Consider the following 19,954-nt stretch of genomic DNA (forward strand, 5'->3'; position numbering starts at 1 on the left):
CACGATAGTGGGCTCCGGGGAGCTGGCTCAGGCGCGGTCGGCGGTCGCCCGCTCGATCGCCGCCCACGCGGCCGGGGGCCCCTCGTCCGTCTCGTCCCGCCGCTGCTGGTCCAACTCCGCTTCCAGGGCGTCCAGGGCGGCGCGCAGCTCGCGCAGTCGTTCGCCGATCAGCCGGGTGTCCTGGGGCGACCCGGGCGGCTGTTCCGCCCGTCCCGACACGGCTCCCGCACCCGTCGGCGCCGACGGAACCGGCGGCGGGGGCGGGAGAGGCGACGTGGCCGGAACGGGCGCGTTCCGGCCCGGCTGCTCGGCCTGGTGCGCCTCCTCCAACGCCTTCAGCACGATGCCGATCAGCAGGTTGGTGAGCAGGTACGACGCCACCACGATGTACGAGGTGAAGTAGAGGATGCTCCACTCGGAGACAACCCGACCCGCCTCCAGGGCGTCGGTGATGCCGTCCAGCGACAGCAGCAGGAAGAGCGTCAGCATGGCCTGCCCGACGGTGCCGTACCGGTCCGGGTAGGCGTCGCCCAGCGTCATCCAGCCGACCATCGCGTACAGGTAGATGGTCAGCGTCGCGATCAGCAGGAAACTGCCCAGTCCGGGCAGGCTGCGCAGCACACCACCGAGGATCACCCGGAGGCTGGGGAAGAGCCGGACCGCGCGGACCACCCGGGCCAGTCGCAGCAGCCGCAGCAGCGTGACGCTCTCCCGTACGCCGGGCAGCAGCGGCGCGCAGACGATCACCAGGTCGAAGAGGTTCCAGCCGTCACGGAAGAACTCGCGTGGCGCGGTGAGGTGGGCGCCGAAGCGGATCGCGAGCTCGACCGCGAAGCAGAGCAGACAGGCGTACTCGACGGCCAGCAGGGCGGTGCCGGCCCGGTCGAGAAACCGGTCGTACGTCTCCAGCCCGAGCACGATCGCGTTCACGATGATCACGCCGAACGAGGCGGCGTTGAACCACTCGGCACCGACCAGACCCGTACACCAGCTCGCCACGCGCGACCTGACGGCCGCCGGCACCTCGTTCACCCCGAGCACTCTCCCCTGTGGATCACCTTCTTCGCGGGGCAGCCTACGGCGGTACGGGGCATTCTTCGGAATCTGGGTGCGCGGCGGGGGAGTGGATTGGCACGCCCTCAGCAGGCGGTGGTGTAGTCCGCCCGCCCGGTGCGCCGCAGTTCGAACCGGACCGGCGCCTCGGCCGACCGGGCGGTGTCGCTGCTGGTCCGCACGATGCCGGCGGGGTCGACGACCGTGACCGAGGTGCCGATGGCGAGCAGGTCACCCGCCCACCGGCCGTCGAGGGTGTCGCCCGGCGCCGACTACCGGGGGCGGAGTGTGGCGAGCGTGGCGTCGACCATTCCGGTGAGGCGGACCGGGTCCGGGTCGACCTTGACCACGACCTGGAGCCCCTGGAGCAGGGTCATGAGCATGGTTGCGTGGGCCGCCAGGTCGAGATCCGGCGAGATCTCGCCCTGCCGGGCCGCGGCCCGCAGTCCCTGCCGGAAGCCGTCCTCGACCAGGGTCAGGATCTCCTGCACGATCCGCGCGGCGGAGGGGTCGAGCGGAAGCCGCTCACCCACGGTGTTGACGGCCACGCAGCCGCGTGGCAGGGACTCGGCGGCGGCGGCCTCGATGTAGTCGACCAGGACCGCGCGGACGCGTGGCAGCACCGGGCCGCCCGCGAGCAGGGTCGGGGCCAGTCGGCGGGTGTGGGTGTCCCGGTAGTGCTCCAGCGTGCGCAGGAACAGCGTGTGCTTGTCGCCGAAGGTGCGGTAGAGGCTGCCCGGGTGTAGGCCGAGGTGGGCGATCAGGGTGTTGATCGACGTACCGGCGTACCCGTTTGTCCAGAAATAGTCTAATGCTCGGTCGAGGATCTCCTCCTCGGCGAAGCCACGCGGTTTGGGCACGACGCCATGCTACCCGTGCGTGAATGTGAATTCACGTTACTGGTACCGTCCGTGAGGAATGAGAACTTGGGTTCACGTACCTGAAAGGGATCTTGATGCTCGACGGATTCGACGACGGCTACGCCGAGGTCAACGGCACCCGGTTGCACTACGTCGCCGGTGGGACGGGTCAACCGCTGCTGCTGCTACCGGGCTGGCCGATGACCTGGTGGGAGTTCCACAAGATCATGCCGGAGTTGGCGCGGCGCCACCGCGTGATCGCGGTCGACCTGCGCGGCATGGGTGACTCCGCCAAGCCCGACACCGGGTACGACAAGAAGACCATGGCACGTGACGTGGCCGAACTGGTCCGGCACCTCGGCTACGACCGGGTCGACATCGCCGGCAGCGACATCGGGGCGATGGTGGCGTTCAGCTTCGCGGCCAACCACCCCGAGGTGGTGAACCGGGTCGCGATCCTCGACGTGCCGCACCCCGACACGTTCTTCAACTCGTTCGCCATGCTGCCCCAGCCCGGTCAGCCGCACCTGTGGTGGTTCGCGTTCAACCAGGTCGCCGACCTGCCGGAGAAACTGCTCGCCGGTCGGGCCCGTCTGCTCATCGACTGGCTGATCGAACACCAGGCCAGGGACGTCGGCGCGATCAGCGAACGGAGCCGCGCCATCTACGCCGACGCCTACGACCAGCCCGGCGCGATCCGGGCCGCGAACGGCTGGTACCAGGCATTCGGGCAGGACATCACCGACATGCAAACGTACGGCAGGCTCCCGATGCCGGTGCTCGCCCTCGGTGGCCTCTACTACGCGCCGCTACCGATGGCCCTGGCGGACCGGGCCGACGACATCCGGTTCGTCGAACTGGCCGGCGCGGGTCACTACCTCGCCGAGGAACGCCCGGACGACGTCGTACGGGTGCTCACCGAGTTCTTCGGCTGAGCCGGCGCGGGCGGGTCCACCGTCAACGTGGACGGCTGGTCGAGCAGGGCGAGCAGCCGGAGCACCACCGGGGTCACGGTCCGGACGTGGTAGGCCAGTCCGATGTCGACGGTCGGCACCGGGGCGGTGAAGTGTCGTAGCCGGACCCCGGGCACCCGCAGGGCGGTGGCCCGTCCGGCCGGTACGGCGGCGAGCACGCCGCCGGCCGAGACCGCCCGGAGCAACTGCTCGTCGTCGGGCTCGTGCCGGACCGGGCTGAAGCCGTGCGGCCAGATCTGCCGGACGATCCGGTCGTACATGCCGGGACCGTTCTCCCTCGGCCACATCACCGCCGGTTCGTCCACCACCAACTCGCGGGGAATCCGCCGCCGCTTCGCCAACGGGTGGTCCGCCGGCACCGCCAGCAGCAGTTCCTCGGTGTCGACGAAGTGGCACCGGATCCCGGGTTCGTCCACCGGAGGGCGGACGAACGCCGCGTCGTAGCGACCGGAGAGCAGGCCGGCGACGTTCGGCGCGGTCCAGCCGGTCTCCGGCGCCACCTCGACGTACGGGTTCTCCGCCCGGAACCGGGCCACCAACGCGTCCACCCGGCCGCCCCGGGCCGAGCGGGTGTAGGCCAGCCGCAACCGTCCGCCCTGCCCGCGTACGGCCGCCGCGATCCGGTCCCGGGCCGCTCCGGCCTGGGTGAGCAGTGTCCGGGCCTCGTCCGCGACCACCACCCCCACCGGGGTGAGCACGCACCCCCGCGCGGTCCGGTCGACCAGTCGCGCGCCGAGCTCCCGTTCCAACGCCCGCACCTGCTGGCTGAGCGCGGGCTGGGCGATGCGCAGGCGTTCGGCGGCCCGGGTGAAGTGCAACTCCTCGGCGAGTACGGCGAAGTAACGCAGCCGGCGCAGCTCCATCGACCGCAGCTCCATCGACCAAGGATAAGCATCTCTTATCAGGTGGTAGGTGACCCGTCTTGGACGCCGGCCGCCCCGGCGGGTTCGCTGGGAGGCATGACGGATGTGGTGGTTGTCGGCGCCGGCGTGATCGGGCTGACCTGTGCGATGAGACTGCGGCGGGCCGGGGCCCGGGTGACGGTGGTGACGGCCGACGACAGCGCGGAGACGGTCTCGCGGGTCGCGGCGGCCGTCTGGTACCCGACCCACACCGACGGCGACCCCCGGGTGCTGGGCTGGGCCAGCCGTACCCTCGACGAGTTCACCGAACAGGCGGGACACGCGGCGCCGGGGGTGGTGCTGCGACCGACCCGGATGCTGTTGCGTACGTCGCCGGGGTCGCCGCCGTGGTGGGCGCCGGCCGTGCCGGACTTCCGCCAGGCGCCGGCGGCCGAGGTGCCGTCCGGCTACGCCGGTGAGTGGCGGTTCACCGTGCCCACGGTGGACATGGGTCCGTACCTCGAGTGGTTGCTGCGGCAGCTCGCCGCCGGGGGAGTGGCGGTGCTGCGACGGCGGCTGGACCGGCTCGCGGATGTCGCCGACCTGGCGCCGGTGGTGGTGAACGCCACCGGGCTGGCCTCGGGCGGACTGGCCGCCGACCCGGCGGTCCATCCGGCCCGGGGTCAGATCGTCCTGGTGGAGAACCCGGGCCTGGTCACCTCGGTACGCGACGAGCAGAACCCGGCCGGGATCACGTACGTCCACCCGCGCGGTGCCGACGTGGTGCTCGGCGGCACCTTCGAGCGGGACGTCCGGGGCACCGAACCGGACCGGGACGAGGGTGCGGCGATCCTGCGCCGGTGCGCCGCCCTGGTGCCGGAACTGGCCGACGCGCGGGTGCTGGCACACCTGGTCGGGCTGCGCCCGGCGCGGCACGGCGGGGCGCGGGTGGCGGTCGACCCGGTCGGGCTGCCGGGTGGGCGGCGACTGGTGCACAGCTACGGGCACGGCGGTGCCGGCGTCACCCTCTCCTGGGGCTGCGCGGACGAGGTGGTCGAGTTGTCCGGCGTCGTGCCGGTTGGCTAGCGGATTCGGCGGTCAGCCGGACGGACGCAGGTGCGCGGCGAGTACGGCGAACCGTTCCGCCCGCTCCGCCTCGTCGTCGAGACCGAGGATCGGACCGAGTGCGGCGGCCCAGCCGTGGCAGAACAGGCGCCAACCGTCGTGGACCACGAGGCCCTCGCCGGAGTCGGCGGCCTGGCGCAGCATGGTCAGGTCGCCCCGGTAGTTCAGCTCCCAGACCACCGCGTCGGGTGGAAAGGTGGCGGTCGGCGAAAGCGGACTTCCGGGACGGTCCTTGCCCAGGCCGGTGGCGTTCACCACGAGCGTGCCGGCCGGGCTGCTCCGGACCAGGTGGTTCCAGGGTCCGGCGCCCACGTGCACCTCCAGCCGTACCCGTCGGGCCTGCGCCCACGGGCCCAGCACCGACCGCAGGTGGCGGCCCGCTTCCGGGCTCGGGTCGGCGAAGACCAACCGGGCGGGTGCGACCGTACGGGTGAGCAGGTGACGCCCGAGGGCGATGGCGGTCCCGCCGGCCCCGAGGCAGACCACGTCCCGACCGTCGGGCCAGATCTCGTCGACCACCCGGCCGACGGAGATCGGGTCCCGGGCGAAACCGGCCAGACCGTCCGGGTCCCGTCGGAGCGCGTTGGCCTCGCCACACTCGGCCGCCAACGGGTCGAGCCGGTCGACCAGGTCGCCCGCGGCCCGCAGGACGGCTACCTTGTGCGAGGTCACCACCGCGCCGAGAACATGATTACTGTCACGTAGCTCGGTCAGCAGCGCGCGATAGGCCGGGGCCGGCGCGTCCGGTGGCAGGTCGCGGCCGACGAGTCGCAGGTCAAGACCGAGGTCGGCGATCCAGAGCGGGAAAGCCTCATTGATGAGGGATTGTCCCGTCGACACCCCGACGAACCACAACGTGGGAACCACCGGGCAAGTATGCCGGCGCCCGACCGATCGACGGCGGGCCGCATCCGCCGAAAGCGTGCTTACTCTGCGTGCTCAATTGACTACAAGAGGCGGGCAATCGAATGTTGCGAAACATGCTCGTCTCCAATAGGTTGCTTCCCGCAACAAACGCATGAGCTGTTGACATCTCCCCACGGAGGCAACGATGACGTTGGTGACGTGGCGCGCCCCCCTTGCGGTGGACGCGCGCGGACGCCTCCGGCGACCGGGATCCGGCCGGCCGGTGGCTCCGGCCGCCGTGCGAGCGCGCCCGATGGGGAACCCGACCGTGGAGCCGCTGTCGTGAGCGCCGCCCCGGTTCTCCTCGAGATGCGCTCGATCACCAAGGAGTTCCCCGGCGTCAAGGCGCTGTCGGACGTGAACCTGGTGGTCCGGGCCGGTGAGATCCACGCGATCTGCGGTGAGAACGGCGCCGGCAAGTCCACCCTGATGAAGGTCCTCAGCGGGGTCTACCCGTACGGCACCTACTCGGGCCAGATCGTGTACCAGGGCACGGAGTCCCGCTTCTCCGACATCCGGAGCAGCGAGCACGCCGGCATCGTGATCATCCACCAGGAACTCGCGCTGGTTCCCGGCATGTCGATCACCGAGAACCTCTTCCTCGGCAACGAACCGCGCCGGGGAGGTGCGATCGACTGGAAGGTCGCCAACCGCCGGGCGATCGAGTTGATGGCCCGGGTGGGTCTCCAGGAGGACCCGGACACCCTGGTCAAGGACATCGGGGTCGGCAAGCAGCAGCTCATCGAGATCGCCAAGGCGTTCGCGAAGGACGTGAAGCTGCTCATCCTCGACGAGCCCACCGCCGCCCTGAACGAGGACGACTCCCAGCACCTGCTGGACCTGCTGCGCGGGTTCAGGGAGCGGGGCATCACCTCGATCATCATCTCGCACAAGCTGAACGAGATCGCGCAGATCGCCGACTCCATCACCATCCTGCGTGACGGCCACACCATCGAGACCCTCGACGTCAAGGCCGACGGTGTCGACGAGGACCGGATCGTGCGGGGCATGGTCGGCCGGGAACTGCACAGCCGCTTTCCGGAGCGCACCCCGTCGATCGGCGAGGTCTTCTTCGAGGTACGCGACTGGACCGTACGGCACCCGATCTCGGCGGAACGTCTCGTCGCCAAGGGGTCCAGCTTCAACGTACGGCGTGGCGAGATCGTCGGCTTCGCCGGGCTGATGGGGGCCGGACGTACCGAACTCGCGATGAGCGTCTTCGGCCGGTCGTACGGCATGTACCTCTCCGGCAAGATCTTCAAGGACGGCCGGGAGATCGAGCTGAAGTCGGTCTCGGACGCGATCGAGAACGGCCTGGCGTACGTCAGCGAGGACCGCAAGTCGATCGGGCTCAACCTGCTCGACGACATCAAGACCTCGGTCGTCTCGGCGAAGCTGTCCAAGATCGCCCGACGCGGGGTGCTCGACCGGGTGCTGGAGTACCGGGCCGCCGAGGGCTACCGCAAGAGCCTGCGGGTCAAGGCCCCGACCGTCGACGAGGGCGTCACCAAGCTCTCCGGCGGCAACCAGCAGAAGGTGGTCCTGGCGAAGTGGATGTTCACCGACCCGGACCTGCTCATCCTCGATGAACCGACCCGGGGCATCGACGTGGGCGCCAAGTACGAGATCTACGGCATCATCCAGCGGCTCGCGGACCAGGGCAAGGGCGTCATCGTCATCTCCTCGGAGCTGCCCGAGCTGATCGGCCTGTGCGACCGCATCTACACCGTGTTCGAAGGCACCATCACCGGCGACGTCGAGAAGCGGGACGCGGACCCGGAGACCCTGTTGAAGCAGATGACCTCAGCGAAGAAGACGCATACGCCATGAGTCGAATCAAAGACCTTCGGAAGTCCCTGTTCGGAGGGACCACCTCCAACGCCCGACAGTTCGGGATGATCTTCACGCTGGTGGCGATCGTCCTGCTGTTCCAAATCCTGACCAACGGTCTCACGCTGAACTCCGCCAACCTCATCTCGCTGGTGAGTCAGTACTCCTACATCCTCATCCTGGCGATCGGGATGCTGATGGTGATCGTCGCCGGTCACATCGACCTCTCGGTGGGCTCGATCGCCGCGTTTGTCGGCATCGTGGTCGCGAAGGTCATGCAGGAGTACTCGGTCCCGTGGTTCGTCGCGATCCTCATCGGGCTCGCGGTGGGCGCGCTGGTCGGGGCCTGGCAGGGGTTCTGGGTGGCGTACGTCGGCGTGCCGGCGTTCATCGTCACCCTCGCCGGGATGCTGCTGTTCCGGGGCGGCAACCAGTACATCGGTAACGCCGACACCGTTCCCGTACCCCAGGACTTCAAGTTCATCGGGGCCGGCTTCCTGCCCGAGGTGGGACCGGACACCGGGTACAACAACCTCACCCTGCTGCTCGGGCTCGTGGCCTGCGTGGCCGTGGTGATCCGGGAGTGGCGGCTGCGCCAGACCCGCCGGGAGATGGAAGCCGACGTCGCACCGATGTGGATCTCGGTGCTCCGGGCCGCCGTGCTGATCGGTGTGATCGTGTACGCGACCCTGCGCTTCGCCGGCGGACGGGTCGGCACCAGCTTCCCGGTCTCCGGCATCATCCTCGCGGTCCTGGTCCTGATCTACTCGTTCATCACCCGCAACACCGCTGGCGGCCGGCACATCTACGCCGTCGGCGGCAACTCCCGGGCCGCCGAGCTCTCCGGTGTGCGGCTCCGGCGGGTCAACTTCTACGTGATGATGAACATGTCGATCCTCGCCGCCATCGCCGGCATGATCTTCGTCGCCCGCTCCGCCGCCTCCGGGCCACAGGACGGACTGAGCTGGGAGCTCGACGCGATCGCGGCCGTCTTCATCGGTGGTGCCGCCGTCTCCGGTGGCCTGGGCACCATCAGCGGCTCGATCGTCGGTGGCCTGGTGATGGCCGTACTCAACAACGGTCTGCAGCTCATGGGCGTCGGATCGGACCGGGTCCAGATCATCAAGGGTCTGGTCCTGCTGCTCGCGGTCGCGCTCGACGTCTGGAACAAGAACCAGGGCCGTCCCTCGATCAGCGGAATCTTCATGAGGCAGTTCCGGCGGGACGCACCAGCGCCGACGGGCTCGACGCCCGCGACGGGCGCCGAGCCCGCGAAAACCCCGGTGGCCGGCTGACGGTCACCGTTCAACGGGCCGGAAAACCCATCCGTCCCGGTTCACTTCGAAGAAGGGCTACCGCACTATGCGCAAGTTCCTCGCCAGGGGTGTCGCGGTTGGCGCCGTCGCCCTGCTGGCGCTCACCGCCTGCTCGTCGCGGAACGACTCGGACGACGCCGGTTCGACCGGTTCCGAGAAGGGCTTCGCGGCCAACTCGCTGATCGGCGTGGCACTGCCGGCCAAGACCTCGGAGAACTGGGTCCTCGCGGGTGACCTGTTCAGCAACGGTCTCAAGGAGGCCGGGTTCCAGGCCGACGTGCAGTACGCCGCCGCCTCGGGCACCGTCGCCGACCAGCAGTCGCAGATCTCGGCGATGGTCACCAAGGGCGCCAAGGTGATCGTCATCGGCGCGACCGACGCGGCCCAGCTCTCCACCCAGGTGGAGACCGCGAAGCAGAACGGCGTCACGGTCATCGCGTACGACCGCCTGATCACCAACACCAAGGACGTCGACTACTACGTCGCGTACGACAACTTCAAGGTCGGCCAGCTCCAGGGTGAGGCCCTGCTCAAGGGCATGAAGGAGAAGAAGCCGAACGGCCCGTACACGATCGAGCTCTTCGCCGGCTCGTCGGACGACAACAACTCGGGCGTGTTCTTCAACGGCGCGATGGACGTGCTGAAGAAGGAGATCGACGCCGGAAACGTCGTCGTCGGCTCCGGCCAGACCGACATCAAGCAGGTCGCCACCGACGGCTGGAAGGCCGAGAACGCACAGCGCCGGATGGACACGCTGCTCAACGGCACCTACACCGGCAGCAAGACCCTCGACGGTGTGCTCTCGCCGAACGACACCCTGGCCCGCGCGGTCATCACCTCGGTGAAGTCGGCCGGCAAGCCGGTCCCGGTCGTCACCGGCCAGGACTCCGAGGTCGAGTCGGTCAAGTCGATCGTCGCCGGTGAGCAGTACTCCACCATCAACAAGGACACCCGCAACCTGGTCAAGCAGACCATCCAGATGGTCAAGGACCTCCAGGGTGGCAAGGACCCCGAGGTCAACGACACCAAGTCGTACAACAACGGTGTCAAGGTCGTCCCGGCGTTCCTGCTGCCGCCGCTGATCGTCACCAAGGCGAACGTCGTCGAGGCGTACGCCAACGACCCCAAGCTGGCCCCGCTCACCAAGTAGTACCGGCCCGCACGGAGTCAGGCAGCACAGCGACACAAGCACCACAGGGGTCCCCGGCGCACCAGTGCCGGGGACCCCTGCCGCGTCCGCGTCCGGAGCGTGGTCACCCGGTGTCGGGGTGATCCGCTGGCGGCATAAAGTCGGTGTCGCAGAACTTCTTCGAAGGAGAAGCATGACCACGCTTGCCGACCAGACCATCGCCGCCCTCCGCTCGGGCCACGACGCACTCGCCGCGTTCGTCCGCGAACTCGGCCCGGACGACCTAATGAAGCCCTCGGGCGCCAGCGAGTGGCAGATCTCCCAGGTGCTCAGCCACCTCGGCAGCGGCGCCGAGATCGGCCTGGCCGCGCTGACCGCCGCGCTCGCCGGGGAGCCCACCCCGGGCGGCGACTTCAACCGCCAGGTCTGGGCCCGGTGGGACGCCATGCCGCCGGCTGAGCAGACCAGCGGGTTCCTCGCCGCCAACCAGCGGCTGGTCGAGGCGTACGAGGCACTCGACCCGGCCACCCGGGCGAACCTCCGGGTAGACCTCGGCTACCTGCCCGCGCCCGTCGACGTCGCCACCGCCGCCCGGTTCCGGCTCAGCGAGCTCACCCTGCACCAGTGGGACGTCGAGGTTGGCTTCAACCCGTACGCGACGCTGACGCCGGAGGCCGTCGGGCTGCTGTTCGACCACATCGCCGGCATGCTCGGCTGGACCGCCCGGCCGGAGACGCTCGGCGGTCGACAGGCCACCCTCACCGTGCGGCTGCACAAGCCGGACCGCACGTACGGGCTGCGGCTGGGCGAGCGGGTCGAGCTGACCGACGCGCCGGAGCAGGCCGACGGAGAGTTGGACGCCCCGGCCGAGGCGTGGTTGCGGCTGGCCGTCGGGCGGCTCGGCCCCCGGCACACCCCGGAGGACGTACGCGTGACCGGGCCGCTCAGCCTCGACGACCTGCGCGCCCTGTTCCCCGGCTTCTGACCAGCCCCGCCCGGGTGGCTTCTCGACGTGCCGGCCGACCGCCGTCGTGCGGTTCGGCCGGCCCGCTCTCGACCTCGGCCGGCGATCCGGCACCCCGATCCGGCAGCCGGTCCGGCCGTTCAGCGCACCAGCAGGTCGAGCAGGCGTTCCAGTTCGGCCGGCGGGTCCTCGGTCAGTCCGGTGTGCACCGGCCCGGACTGGATCATGGTGCTGCGGGGCGCGGTGAGCCACCGGAACCGCTCACCGAGGCGCATCCGCGCCGCCGGGCCGCCGGACGGGCCGCCGGTGCAGGTGGTGTCCCAGCCACGCAGTGCGGTGGCGACCGCCTCGACGTCGACGCCGGGGTCCAGGCAGCGCAGCCGCTCGGCGTCCAGGTGGAACCGCGCCGCGAGAAAGTCCCGGGCCTGGCAGTAGAGCACCACCCCGACGTTGATCTGCTCGCCCCGCTCGATCCGGGGAATGGCGCGGACGGCCGCGTACTCGAAGGGCTTCCTCATGCGGCGGCCACCTGCGGCAGCCAGGCGCTCGTGTCGGCGACCCGGTCGGTGAGGTGGTCGCGGTACGCCGCACGCGCCGCCTGCGCGGACTCGAAGTCCGGTCCGACCAACCAGTCCTCCGGCACCATGGCGAGCACCTCCGCGAGCAGGTCGGCCGTCACCCGGGTGGCGAACTCGGCGTCGGCCTCGGCGAGCCGGGTGGCGAACGGCGCCAGCACGTGGTCGTCGGCGCGGAACGGCCGGCGTACGGCAGCCGCCGCCCGGGGCCAGTTGTGGTGGAAGTAGATCGACGCGCCGTGGTCGATCAGCCAGGGTTGGCGGTGCCAGACCAGCAGGTTCGGGTTACGCCAGCTCCGGTCCACGTTCTCCAGGTACGCGTCCAGCCAGAGCACCCGCGAGGCAAGCTCCGGGTCCACCGGGTGGGCGACCGGGTCGAAGCCGAGCGCGCCGGGCAGGAAGTCCAGGCCCAGGTTGGTGCCGCCGCTCGCCGCGAGCAGCTCCTGCACCTCCTGGTCCGGCTCGGCCCGGGCGATCACCGGATCGATGTCGATCACCACGAGTCGGGGCACCGGCAGGTCCAGGCGCCGGGCCAGCTCACCGGCGACCACCTCGGCCACCAGCGTCTTCGGCCCCTGCCCGGCGCCCCGGAACTTCACCACGTACGTCCCCAGGTCGTCGGCCTCGACCAGACCCGGCAGTGACCCGCCCTCGCGCAGCGGGGTCACGTAGCGGGTCCCGGTGACGTGGCGCAGCATGGCGACCACCCTAGTGCCGGCCCGATCCCCGCCAACGGCCGGATCCCCTGGTGCGGCGCCACCGCGGCCGTCCGATCGCGACCAGGTCCCGGCGCGCCCGGAGGCTCAGGACCCTTCGGTCGCGTCCGCCGCGAGCAGTTCGCGGACCCTCGGGATCACCTCGGTGGCGTACAGCTCGATCGCGGTCATCATCCGCTCGTGCGGGAGGGTGCCGCTGGAGTACTTCAGGTCGAACCGCTGCACACCGAGGCTGCGTACGGTGCTCGCGATCTTCTGGGCCACCGTCTCGGGCGAGCCCACGTGCATCGCGCCGTCGGTGATGTCGTCCTGGAACCGCTCCCGGGTCATCGGCGGCCAGCCCCGCTCCCGGCCGATCCGGTTGAACATCGCCCGGGTGTGCGGCCAGAGGACCTCGGCGGCCTCCTCGTCGGTCCGGGCGACGAAGCCCGGCGAGTGCACGGCGATCGGCAGTGGTTCCTTGCCGAACTCGGTCAGCGCCCGGTGGTACAGGTCGACGTACGGGGCGAACCGGCTCGGGTGGCCGCCGATGATCGCCAGCACCAGCGGGAAGCCGTACCGGGCGGCACGGACCACCGACTCCGGGCTGCCGCCGACCCCGACCCAGGTACGCAACCGGCCCGACTCCGTCTTCGGGTAGACCTCCTGCTTGTCCAGGGCCGCGCGGACCGAGCCCTGCCAGGTGACCGGACCCTCGGTGAGCAGGTGCGACATCAGGTCGGCCTTCTCGGCGAAGAGCCGCTCGTAGTCGGCGAGGTCGTACCCGAACAGCGGGAACGACTCGGTGAACGAACCCCGGCCCAGGGTGATCTCCGCCCGGCCCCGGGAGAGCGCGTCGAGCGTGGCGAACCGCTCGAACACCCGTACCGGGTCGTCGGAGCTGAGTACCGTGACCGCCGTACCGAGGCGGATCCGCTCGGTCCGGCTCGCGATGGCGGCGAGCACGATTTCCGGCGCCGAGACCGCGAAGTCGTCGCGGTGGTGCTCGCCGAGCCCGAACGCGTCGACCCCGAGCCGGTCGGCGAGCACGGCCTGCTCCACCACGTTGCGGATCACCTCCGCGTACGGGAGGCGGTTGCCCTCGCCGTCGACGGTGACGTCGCCGAAGGTGTCCAGGCCAAACTCCACGGCCGTCGCCATGATTTTCTCCTCCGTCGGTCGCCGGCACGCCTGCTCGCGGTCCGGCTGCTTCCGGCGGTGCAACCGCGCTGCCGACGATCACATTCCCGTCCGGAACGGCACTCATACCCGCTCGCGCACGGGTGCTCTCCGCCCGGTGCGATCGGCCGGAAACAGGGTACGGGCGGCTACGTTCTGCCGTAGCGTGGGAGTCGCCGCCCGTGTCCCACCGCCTGTGACGTTCCCGCCGCCGCCCGTGACGTTCCCGCCGCCGGTCGTCGCCCCGCGGCTGGTCGTGAGTTCGCGGCGGGGCCGGTCGTCAGTGTTCCGGCTTTGCCGGCGTGGCCGGTTCGGGCTGCTTGTCGGGAGCCGGTCGGCTCGCGCCGTCGACGCTCAATGCCTGGTAGGAGCGGTAGGTCAACCACAGCGCCACGATGCCGGCGACGGCGGCGGCGACGCTGGCGAGCTGGTCGGCGAGGTCCGGACCGAGTGCGGCCACCCCGACCGCCAGTACGAGCGCGGTCAGGGCACCCAGCGCGGCGGTCCGTAGCCGTTTCCCGCCGACCGTGTCGCCCCACCTGCGCAGCGCCGTACGGATCAGGAAGTCCAGCACGATGATGCCGGTCATGACCATGATCGGTGTCTGCCAGGGTTCGATTCTCATCCGCGTGCCACCCTTCGTTCGCGCCGACGCCGGTTACGACAGTGCTGCCCTGAGTTCGGTGACGAACTCCGGCTGGAGGTCGCGCTTGCCGTGGAGCAACTGGTAGGCATGGTCGCGGACGGTCCTGGAGAATTCGGCGTAGTTCGCGTGGATCGGCCGGGGCCGGGCGGCACCCACCGCACCCCGGAGTTTGCCGAGGTGGGGAATGAGCGCCCGCAGGTTCCCGTCGCCGTACGCGCCCCGGCGGGTGGGCGCCAGGCCGTGCGCGGCGAGCACCTTCTGTGCCGGTTCGCCGGTCATGAAGGTGATGAACTCACGGGCCCGGTCGGCGTGCGGCGAATCGGTGACCAGGGCGAGGTTCTGGCCGCCGAGGATGCCGATCGGCAGCGGGTCGAGCTGGATCTGCTCGGGCTCGGCGTCGGGATTCTCCAACTGCTGCAACTCGCGGTATTTCACCGGCCAGTTACGCATGTACGCGAGCCGGCGGTCGGCGAATATCCGCATGGTGTCGTTCTCGTCGTCGCCGAGGGTGATCCGTTGCCGCGCGACGGCGTCCCGCAACGGGTGCAGAGCCTGCTGCCAACGCCCCAGGTACTCGTTGACCGGGGTGTCCATGTCGATGGTCCCGTCCGGCTTGAGGATGTTCTCGTCCCGGGACAGCGCGTGCTCCAAGACGTTGATGACAAACGCCTCGTTGGAGGTCTCCGCGCTGGGCCTGAGCTGGCTCACGAACTGCTGGTTCGTGACCGTGTCGAGCACCTCGCCCAGGGTCGGCCCGGCCTGGTCGCCGCGACCGGGGGACCGGCGGGAGAAGAGCATGCCGACGTCGGTGTTGAACGGCGCCGCCCAGAACCGGTCCGGCTCACCCCGCACCTGACTGATCGTCCGGATCGGATCGAGCAGTTCCAGGCTGTCGGGGAGCAGGATCGGTGTGATGAGTCCTCTCTGGGCGAACTCCGGAATGTGGATCACGTCGAGGTTGACGACGTCGGCCTCACCGTTCTGGGCCCGGCTCAGCATCTGCACCCGCTCGTCGAGCGTGCCGCTGGAAACGATGTCGAGCCGCACCTTCGTACGCGGATTCGCCCGTTCCCACAGGGCGATCAGCAGGTCACGGGCGCCGGTGGAATCCCGGCCGGTGGTGAGTCGCAGTTCGATCGAGGGGAGCGAGCGTCCGCCCGGAAGCAAATAGATCGCACCGGCGGAAAGCGTTCCGCATGCCAGCACACCGGTCAGAAAGGACCGGCGGGAATATTGGTCGGCCACAGCGATGTGACTCCCCTCGATGTCTACGGACTACGAGCAATAGCACGAGGTGTCGAGCTGTCGCAAGACGGTCCGTGGACACGGGGAGATTTGCGGCGGGTGTCGCCGGTGTTTCGAGCGGGTGTCGGGTCGGGCGTCATGCGACCCAACCCGACACCGCGCGAGTGGTCAGCCGCGCGAACGCGGCAGGCAGCACTTCTTGTACTTGTTGCCCGATCCGCACCAGCAGGCGGAGTTGCGATCCGGCGGCCACGCGATCCGGCCGGGCCGGCTGATGAGTTCCTGCGCGTAGCCGGAGCGGGTCCGCTGGTCGGTTGGGTCGCCGTTGGTGCGGGCGGCGAAGCCGGACAGCCCCTCGGTCGAGCCCTTCAGCACCGCCAGGCCGGTCCGGCCGTTGTTGGCCAGCCGGACGAGCTGCCGCTCCAGGCGGGCCCGGTGCTCGTCCCAGTCCTGGCCGTACGCCTCGGTCAGGTCCGGCCAGCGCGCGACCAGGTCGTCGAACTGGTCCTCCGGGAAGAACAGCGGCTCGGTCGTGCTCTGCGCACCGGCGGTGACCTGCTGCGCCCGGCTGGTGAGTTCGTTCTCCAGCCGGTCGGCCAGGTTGTCGTTCTGGTCGTGCGCCAGCCCCAGGTCACGGCGCACCCGGTGGCGCTGCTGGAGCAGGAAGAACAGCAGGCCCGACGCGTTCTCGCCGGTCGGGATGGCGGTCGGGCCGGACGGTGTGGAGCGCTCGGCCTGCACGGTCTGCACGGCGGCGCTGAGCCACTGCTCGGCGGTGGCGCTCTGTCCACCGGCGTCCAGCGCCGCGCTGACGTACGCGGCGGCGTCGGGCTGCTCGGTCAGCAGCGGCCGCAGCTCGGTGAGTTCGGCGAGCGCCTCGTCCCCGCGACCGACGCGGAAGAGGATCCGCGCCCGCAGCGCCCGGGCGAAACCGGCCCGTCCGTCCCCCTGCGTCCGGTACGCCTCGACGGCCTGGTCGGCGTAGCGCAGGGCGGCGTCGAGCTTCGCCCTGCTCTCGGCGATCTCGGCGGCCAGGGTCAGCGCGTAGCCGGTGTCCGTCGGATCGGCCAGTCGTCCCTGCTCGGCCGCGTCGGCGAGTTCGGCGGCGATACCGAGTGGGTTGGCCGCGCCCAGCGCGGACTGGCGCAGGTCGGTGAGCTCTGCGCTGGTGAGAACGTTTGTCGTCGGCACGGTCTCACGGTACTGCGCCGGCCGCCCGGAACACCCCGACCACACTGTTGCGCCCGTCTCACGCCGGAGCGGAATGTACGCGCCCCCGCGCGGGTTCACCGGTCTCCTCGAAGAGCACCACCGAGCGGGCGCCCTCGCCCCGGGCCATCCGGTGCAGGGCCTCGGGCGCCTCGTCCAGATTGATCCGGTCGGTGATCAGCGTGGTCAGGTCGAGCGAACCGTCCGACGCGGCCCGGGCCAGCTCCGGCAGGTCCCGGTCGGGGTCGGAGGAGCCGTAGACCGAGGAGCGCAGCACCCGCGCGGAGTGGAAGATGTCGAGCGCGCCGAGTTCCAGCACGTCGTCCTTGGCCCCCATGCCGACCACCAGCACCTGGCCGCCCCGGCGGGTGGCCCGCCAGGCCAGCCGGATCGTCGCCGCCCGGCCGACGCACTCGAACGCGTGGTCGACGCCTCGGCCGCCGGTGAGGGCCCGTACCGACCGGGTCGACGTCTCGTCCGAAACCAGGAAGTCGGTGGCACCGGCGGCGGTGGCCAATCCGCGTTTTGCCTCGGCGAGGTCGACCGCGATGACCGGATCGGCGCCGGCCGCGCGGGCGGCGGCGACGGTGGAGAGTCCCACCCCGCCCAGGCCGATCACCGCGACCGCGTCGCCGGGGGCGACCCCGGCGGTGCGGCGTACCGCGCCGACCCCGGTGAGCACCGCGCAGCCGAGCAGCGCGGCGAGTTCGGAGGGCAGGTCGGCGGGGACCGGGATGACCGCGTTGCCGGCCACCACCACCTCCTCGGCCAGCGCACCGAGCCCGAGGGTGACGTGCAACGGCGCCCCGTCGGCGGCGCTGGTCCCGCGCGGGGTTCCCGGGGCACCGGTGGCTGCGCAGAGCCACGGCTCGCCGTGTCGGCAGTGCCAGCACCGCCGGCACGGGGGTGCCCAGTTGAGCACCACGTGGTCGCCGGCCCGGACCCGGTCGACCCGGTCGCCGACGGTGCGTACCACACCCGCGGCCTCGTGCCCGAGGACCAGCGGGTACGGCGGTGCCAGGGTGCCGTTGACCATCGAGAGGTCGGAGTGGCAGATCCCGGCGGCGCGGATCGCCACCCGTACCTCGTCCGGGCCGGGCGCCGGCAGGATGACCTCCTCCACCCGTGGTGGCACCCTGGCGGCCCTGGCCACCAGGGCCCTCACCGCTGGATCGCCTTGGTCTGGAGGAACTCGTCCAACCCGAAGGTGCCCAGCTCACGGCCGATGCCGGACTGCTTGTAGCCGCCGAACGGGGCGAGCGGGTTGAACGCGGCCCCGTTGATGTCGACCGCGCCGGTCCGCATCCGCCGGGCGACCGCCAGCGCCCGGTTGTCGTCGCCGGACCAGACCGCGCCGGACAGGCCGTAACGGGAGTTGTTGGCGATGGCGACGGCGTGGTCGTCGTCGTCGAACGGGATGACCGCCAGCACCGGACCGAAGATCTCCTCCTGGGCCAGGGCGCTGTCCGGGTCGACGTCGGCGAGCACCGTCGGCGCGACGAAGTGTCCCCGTTCGGGCACCTCAGCGTCGAGCCCACCGGTCAGCAGTCGGGCCCCGTCGGCGATGCCCCGCTCGACGTGGTCGCGTACCCGGGTCCGTTGCGACGACGAGACCAGCGGACCGAGCCGGGTGGCGGCGTCGAACGGGTCGCCGAGCGGGTAGCCCTCGGCGGCGCGGGCGGCGAGCGCGAGCGCCTCGTCGTAGCGGCTGCGGTGCACCAGCATCCGGGTCCAGGCGGCGCAGGTCTGGCCCGAGTTGAGCAGGGCGTTGCCGACGCCGACCTTCACCGCGGCGCCGAGGTCGGCGTCGTCGAGGATGACGTTGGCCGACTTGCCACCGAGTTCCAGCGCGACCCGGGCGATCCGGTCGGCGGCGAGGTGGGAGATCCGCCGACCGGTGCCGGTCGAACCGGTGAAGGAGACCATGTCGACGCCGTCGTGCCCGGCGATCGCCTCGCCGACCACCGCACCGGTGCCGGTGACCAGGTTGACCACGCCCGGCGGCAGCCCGGCCTCGTCGACCGCGTCGAAGAGCAGGTACGCCACCAGCGGGGTCAGTTCGCTCGGCTTGAGCACGACGGTGCAACCGGCGGCCAGGGCGGGGGCGAGCTTGGCGACGACCTGGTGCAGTGGGTAGTTCCACGGGGTGATGGCACCGACGACGCCGATCGGTTCGCGTACCACCAGGGAGTGACCGACGCGTTGGGTGGCCGGGGGTGCGGCGGCGAGTTCGACGTAGCCGCGCAGGACGGTGAGCGGCAGTCCGGCCTGGACCCGGGTGGCCACCTTGAGCGGGGTGCCCAGTTCCAGGGCGACGATGCGGGCGATCTCGTCGGTCCGCGCGGTGAGCGCGGCGTGCAGCCGGTCGAGCGCGGCGGCCCGGTCGGCGGGGTCGGTCGCGGCCCAGCTCTCGAACGCGGTGTGGGCGGCGGCGACGGCCCGGTCGACGTCGGCGGCGGTGCCGGCCGGCACGCTGCCGACGAGCTGTTCGGTGGCCGGGTTCTCGACCGAAATGGTGTCGTCGGCGGCGGGGGAGACCCACCGCCCGTCGAGGTAGAAGGCGGTGCGGTGGAGGTCCATCGGGGGCCCCTAGGGTCGACGGAAACTAGCGCTGCAAGTTTTACCCTAATACGCCCCCGCCCCCCAACGCGAGCCCCGCCGTGGAGTAAGGAAGGGCCCCTTGTTATCGCTTTTTGTATAGGAAGGGGCCCTTCCTAACCTCGCTGCCGTCAGGGTGACGGCAGCGGGCCGACCAGCCGCTCGTACGTGTGGGAGAGGCCTTCGAGCAGCGCGTCCAGACCGAGCGCGAACGCGCCCTCGTCCACGCTCTGCTGGTGCTCGGCGAGCCGGTGCGCCTGGGTCAGATGTGGATACTGCTGGGCGTAGAAGCCGGGGTCCTCGACGAACCCCCGGGCGAACGAACCGAGTGCCGAGCCGGTCACGAAGTAGCGCATCAGCGCGCCGATGTGGGTGGCGCGGGCCGGTGGCCAGCCGGCGTCGACCAGGCCGCCGTAGACGGCGTCCGCCATGGCCAGCGCGACCGGCCGGCGACCCGGGCCCTGGGCCAGGTGCGGCACGATGTGCGGGTGGGCGGCGAGCGCCGACCGGTAGGAGCGGGCCCACCGGCGCAGCGCCTCGCGCCACTCCAGCGTGCCGAAGAACGACACGTCGACCTGTGCGGTGATGTGGTCGGCCACCGCGTCCAGGATCTCGTCCTTGGTGGCGAAGTGGTTGTACAGGGACGGTCCGCGTACGCCGAGTTCGGCGGCGAGCCGGCGGGTGGAGAAGGCGCCGAGCCCGTCGGCGTCGATCAGGTCGGCGGCGGTCTCGATGATCCGCTGCCGGCTCAGCAGTGCCTGCCGTGGGCGGGGCATCGCGTACCTCCCTCTCCTGGTCCCTGTCCTGG

The 19,954-nt window shown here is 70.8% G+C and carries 19 protein-coding genes; 6 read left to right on the top strand and 13 right to left on the bottom strand.

Annotated elements, in window-relative coordinates; genetic code table 11:
- Nucleotides 1-27: 27 nt before the first annotated feature.
- The gene (locus tag ACI2K4_RS05250) at nt 28-1,032 is read right to left on the bottom strand and encodes an ion transporter (protein ID WP_404508926.1); all 1,005 of its coding nucleotides are present in this window, start codon (nt 1,030-1,032) and stop codon (nt 28-30) included.
- A 293-nt stretch (nt 1,033-1,325) separates the two neighbouring features.
- Nucleotides 1,326-1,913 (bottom strand): TetR/AcrR family transcriptional regulator, encoded by a 588-nt coding sequence (locus ACI2K4_RS05255; RefSeq protein ID WP_404508927.1) that lies wholly within the window; start codon nt 1,911-1,913, stop codon nt 1,326-1,328.
- Between the two features lie 95 nt (nt 1,914-2,008).
- On the opposite strand from ACI2K4_RS05255, the gene ACI2K4_RS05260 reads away from it, so the two are divergent.
- Nucleotides 2,009-2,848: an alpha/beta fold hydrolase gene (locus ACI2K4_RS05260; RefSeq protein ID WP_404508929.1), complete on the top strand. Its 840-nt coding sequence runs from the start codon at nt 2,009-2,011 to the stop codon at nt 2,846-2,848.
- Here ACI2K4_RS05260 and ACI2K4_RS05265 read toward each other — a convergent pair.
- Nucleotides 2,788-3,765 (bottom strand): LysR family transcriptional regulator, encoded by a 978-nt coding sequence (locus ACI2K4_RS05265; RefSeq protein ID WP_404508930.1) that lies wholly within the window; start codon nt 3,763-3,765, stop codon nt 2,788-2,790. The genes ACI2K4_RS05260 and ACI2K4_RS05265 overlap by 61 nt on opposite strands.
- Nucleotides 3,766-3,846: 81 nt before the next feature.
- Here ACI2K4_RS05265 and ACI2K4_RS05270 point away from each other — a divergent pair, with 81 nt between their 5' ends.
- Nucleotides 3,847-4,815: an FAD-dependent oxidoreductase gene (locus tag ACI2K4_RS05270; protein WP_404508931.1), complete on the top strand. Its 969-nt coding sequence runs from the start codon at nt 3,847-3,849 to the stop codon at nt 4,813-4,815.
- A gap of 12 nt (nt 4,816-4,827) precedes the next feature.
- Here ACI2K4_RS05270 and ACI2K4_RS05275 read toward each other — a convergent pair whose 3' ends face one another.
- Complete coding sequence (locus tag ACI2K4_RS05275; RefSeq protein WP_404508932.1) at nt 4,828-5,721, bottom strand: shikimate dehydrogenase family protein; 894 nt, start codon at nt 5,719-5,721, stop codon at nt 4,828-4,830.
- A gap of 348 nt (nt 5,722-6,069) precedes the next feature.
- Between ACI2K4_RS05275 and mmsA the strand changes: the two genes are divergently transcribed.
- The 4 genes from mmsA to ACI2K4_RS05295 all read left to right on the top strand — a co-directional run bounded on the left by mmsA (nt 6,070) and on the right by ACI2K4_RS05295 (nt 11,020).
- A complete protein-coding gene (mmsA, locus tag ACI2K4_RS05280) occupies nt 6,070-7,590 on the top strand; it encodes a multiple monosaccharide ABC transporter ATP-binding protein (RefSeq protein WP_404509199.1) in 1,521 nt (506 codons plus the stop codon).
- A complete protein-coding gene (gene mmsB, locus ACI2K4_RS05285; protein WP_404508933.1) occupies nt 7,587-8,885 on the top strand; it encodes a multiple monosaccharide ABC transporter permease in 1,299 nt (432 codons plus the stop codon). The genes mmsA and mmsB overlap by 4 nt, the downstream gene beginning before the upstream one ends.
- A 67-nt stretch (nt 8,886-8,952) precedes the next feature.
- Nucleotides 8,953-10,056 carry a substrate-binding domain-containing protein gene (locus ACI2K4_RS05290; RefSeq protein ID WP_404508935.1) on the top strand — a complete coding sequence of 368 codons (1,104 nt, stop codon included), beginning with the start codon at nt 8,953-8,955 and terminating at the stop codon, nt 10,054-10,056.
- A 172-nt stretch (nt 10,057-10,228) separates the two neighbouring features.
- Nucleotides 10,229-11,020: a maleylpyruvate isomerase family mycothiol-dependent enzyme gene (locus tag ACI2K4_RS05295; protein ID WP_404508936.1), complete on the top strand. Its 792-nt coding sequence runs from the start codon at nt 10,229-10,231 to the stop codon at nt 11,018-11,020.
- A gap of 119 nt (nt 11,021-11,139) precedes the next feature.
- Here ACI2K4_RS05295 and ACI2K4_RS05300 read toward each other — a convergent pair whose 3' ends face one another.
- From ACI2K4_RS05300 to ACI2K4_RS05340, 9 genes are all read right to left on the bottom strand, one after another.
- The gene (locus ACI2K4_RS05300) at nt 11,140-11,517 is read right to left on the bottom strand and encodes a DUF3037 domain-containing protein (RefSeq protein ID WP_404508937.1); all 378 of its coding nucleotides are present in this window, start codon (nt 11,515-11,517) and stop codon (nt 11,140-11,142) included.
- Nucleotides 11,514-12,272, bottom strand: a complete 759-nt coding sequence (locus ACI2K4_RS05305) for a HipA family kinase (protein ID WP_404508938.1) — start codon at nt 12,270-12,272, stop codon at nt 11,514-11,516. Before ACI2K4_RS05305 ends, ACI2K4_RS05300 begins: the two co-directional genes overlap by 4 nt.
- Before the next feature lie 105 nt (nt 12,273-12,377).
- The gene (locus tag ACI2K4_RS05310) at nt 12,378-13,430 is read right to left on the bottom strand and encodes an LLM class flavin-dependent oxidoreductase (RefSeq protein WP_404508940.1); all 1,053 of its coding nucleotides are present in this window, start codon (nt 13,428-13,430) and stop codon (nt 12,378-12,380) included.
- A gap of 298 nt (nt 13,431-13,728) precedes the next feature.
- Nucleotides 13,729-14,073, bottom strand: a complete 345-nt coding sequence (locus tag ACI2K4_RS05315; RefSeq protein ID WP_404508942.1) for a hypothetical protein — start codon at nt 14,071-14,073, stop codon at nt 13,729-13,731.
- Nucleotides 14,074-14,106: 33 nt separating this feature from the next.
- Entirely contained in the window at nt 14,107-15,339 is a 1,233-nt protein-coding gene (locus ACI2K4_RS05320; protein ID WP_404508944.1) for an extracellular solute-binding protein, read from the bottom strand.
- 168 nt (nt 15,340-15,507) lie between these two features.
- Nucleotides 15,508-16,530, bottom strand: coding sequence for an SEC-C metal-binding domain-containing protein (locus ACI2K4_RS05325; RefSeq protein WP_404508946.1), 1,023 nt, complete (start codon nt 16,528-16,530; stop codon nt 15,508-15,510).
- A 58-nt stretch (nt 16,531-16,588) separates the two neighbouring features.
- On the bottom strand, nt 16,589-17,713 hold the full coding sequence (locus ACI2K4_RS05330) for an alcohol dehydrogenase catalytic domain-containing protein (protein WP_404508948.1): 1,125 nt from the start codon (nt 17,711-17,713) through the stop codon (nt 16,589-16,591).
- Nucleotides 17,710-19,128: an aldehyde dehydrogenase family protein gene (locus ACI2K4_RS05335; RefSeq protein WP_404508949.1), complete on the bottom strand. Its 1,419-nt coding sequence runs from the start codon at nt 19,126-19,128 to the stop codon at nt 17,710-17,712. The genes ACI2K4_RS05330 and ACI2K4_RS05335 overlap by 4 nt, the downstream gene beginning before the upstream one ends.
- A 149-nt stretch (nt 19,129-19,277) precedes the next feature.
- Nucleotides 19,278-19,922: a TetR/AcrR family transcriptional regulator gene (locus tag ACI2K4_RS05340; RefSeq protein ID WP_404508951.1), complete on the bottom strand. Its 645-nt coding sequence runs from the start codon at nt 19,920-19,922 to the stop codon at nt 19,278-19,280.
- Nucleotides 19,923-19,954 lie beyond the last annotated feature (32 nt).

Source organism: Micromonospora sp. NPDC050397, assembly GCF_044901685.1.
In the GTDB taxonomy this organism is placed as follows: domain Bacteria; phylum Actinomycetota; class Actinomycetes; order Mycobacteriales; family Micromonosporaceae; genus Micromonospora_G.

Excerpts from the sequence above, each read along its gene's own strand:
- ACI2K4_RS05260 (WP_404508929.1), top strand. The coding sequence starts at position 2,009 with ATGCTCGACGGATTCGACGACGGCTACGCCGAGGTCAACGGCACCCGG.
- ACI2K4_RS05265 (WP_404508930.1), bottom strand. The coding sequence starts at position 3,765 with ATGGAGCTGCGGTCGATGGAGCTGCGCCGGCTGCGTTACTTCGCCGTA.
- ACI2K4_RS05270 (WP_404508931.1), top strand. The coding sequence starts at position 3,847 with ATGACGGATGTGGTGGTTGTCGGCGCCGGCGTGATCGGGCTGACCTGT.
- mmsA (WP_404509199.1), top strand. The coding sequence starts at position 6,070 with ATGCGCTCGATCACCAAGGAGTTCCCCGGCGTCAAGGCGCTGTCGGAC.
- mmsB (WP_404508933.1), top strand. The coding sequence starts at position 7,587 with ATGAGTCGAATCAAAGACCTTCGGAAGTCCCTGTTCGGAGGGACCACC.
- ACI2K4_RS05290 (WP_404508935.1), top strand. The coding sequence starts at position 8,953 with ATGCGCAAGTTCCTCGCCAGGGGTGTCGCGGTTGGCGCCGTCGCCCTG.
- ACI2K4_RS05295 (WP_404508936.1), top strand. The coding sequence starts at position 10,229 with ATGACCACGCTTGCCGACCAGACCATCGCCGCCCTCCGCTCGGGCCAC.
- ACI2K4_RS05300 (WP_404508937.1), bottom strand. The coding sequence starts at position 11,517 with ATGAGGAAGCCCTTCGAGTACGCGGCCGTCCGCGCCATTCCCCGGATC.
- ACI2K4_RS05305 (WP_404508938.1), bottom strand. The coding sequence starts at position 12,272 with ATGCTGCGCCACGTCACCGGGACCCGCTACGTGACCCCGCTGCGCGAG.
- ACI2K4_RS05310 (WP_404508940.1), bottom strand. The coding sequence starts at position 13,430 with ATGGCGACGGCCGTGGAGTTTGGCCTGGACACCTTCGGCGACGTCACC.
- ACI2K4_RS05315 (WP_404508942.1), bottom strand. The coding sequence starts at position 14,073 with ATGAGAATCGAACCCTGGCAGACACCGATCATGGTCATGACCGGCATC.
- ACI2K4_RS05335 (WP_404508949.1), bottom strand. The coding sequence starts at position 19,128 with ATGGACCTCCACCGCACCGCCTTCTACCTCGACGGGCGGTGGGTCTCC.
- ACI2K4_RS05340 (WP_404508951.1), bottom strand. The coding sequence starts at position 19,922 with ATGCCCCGCCCACGGCAGGCACTGCTGAGCCGGCAGCGGATCATCGAG.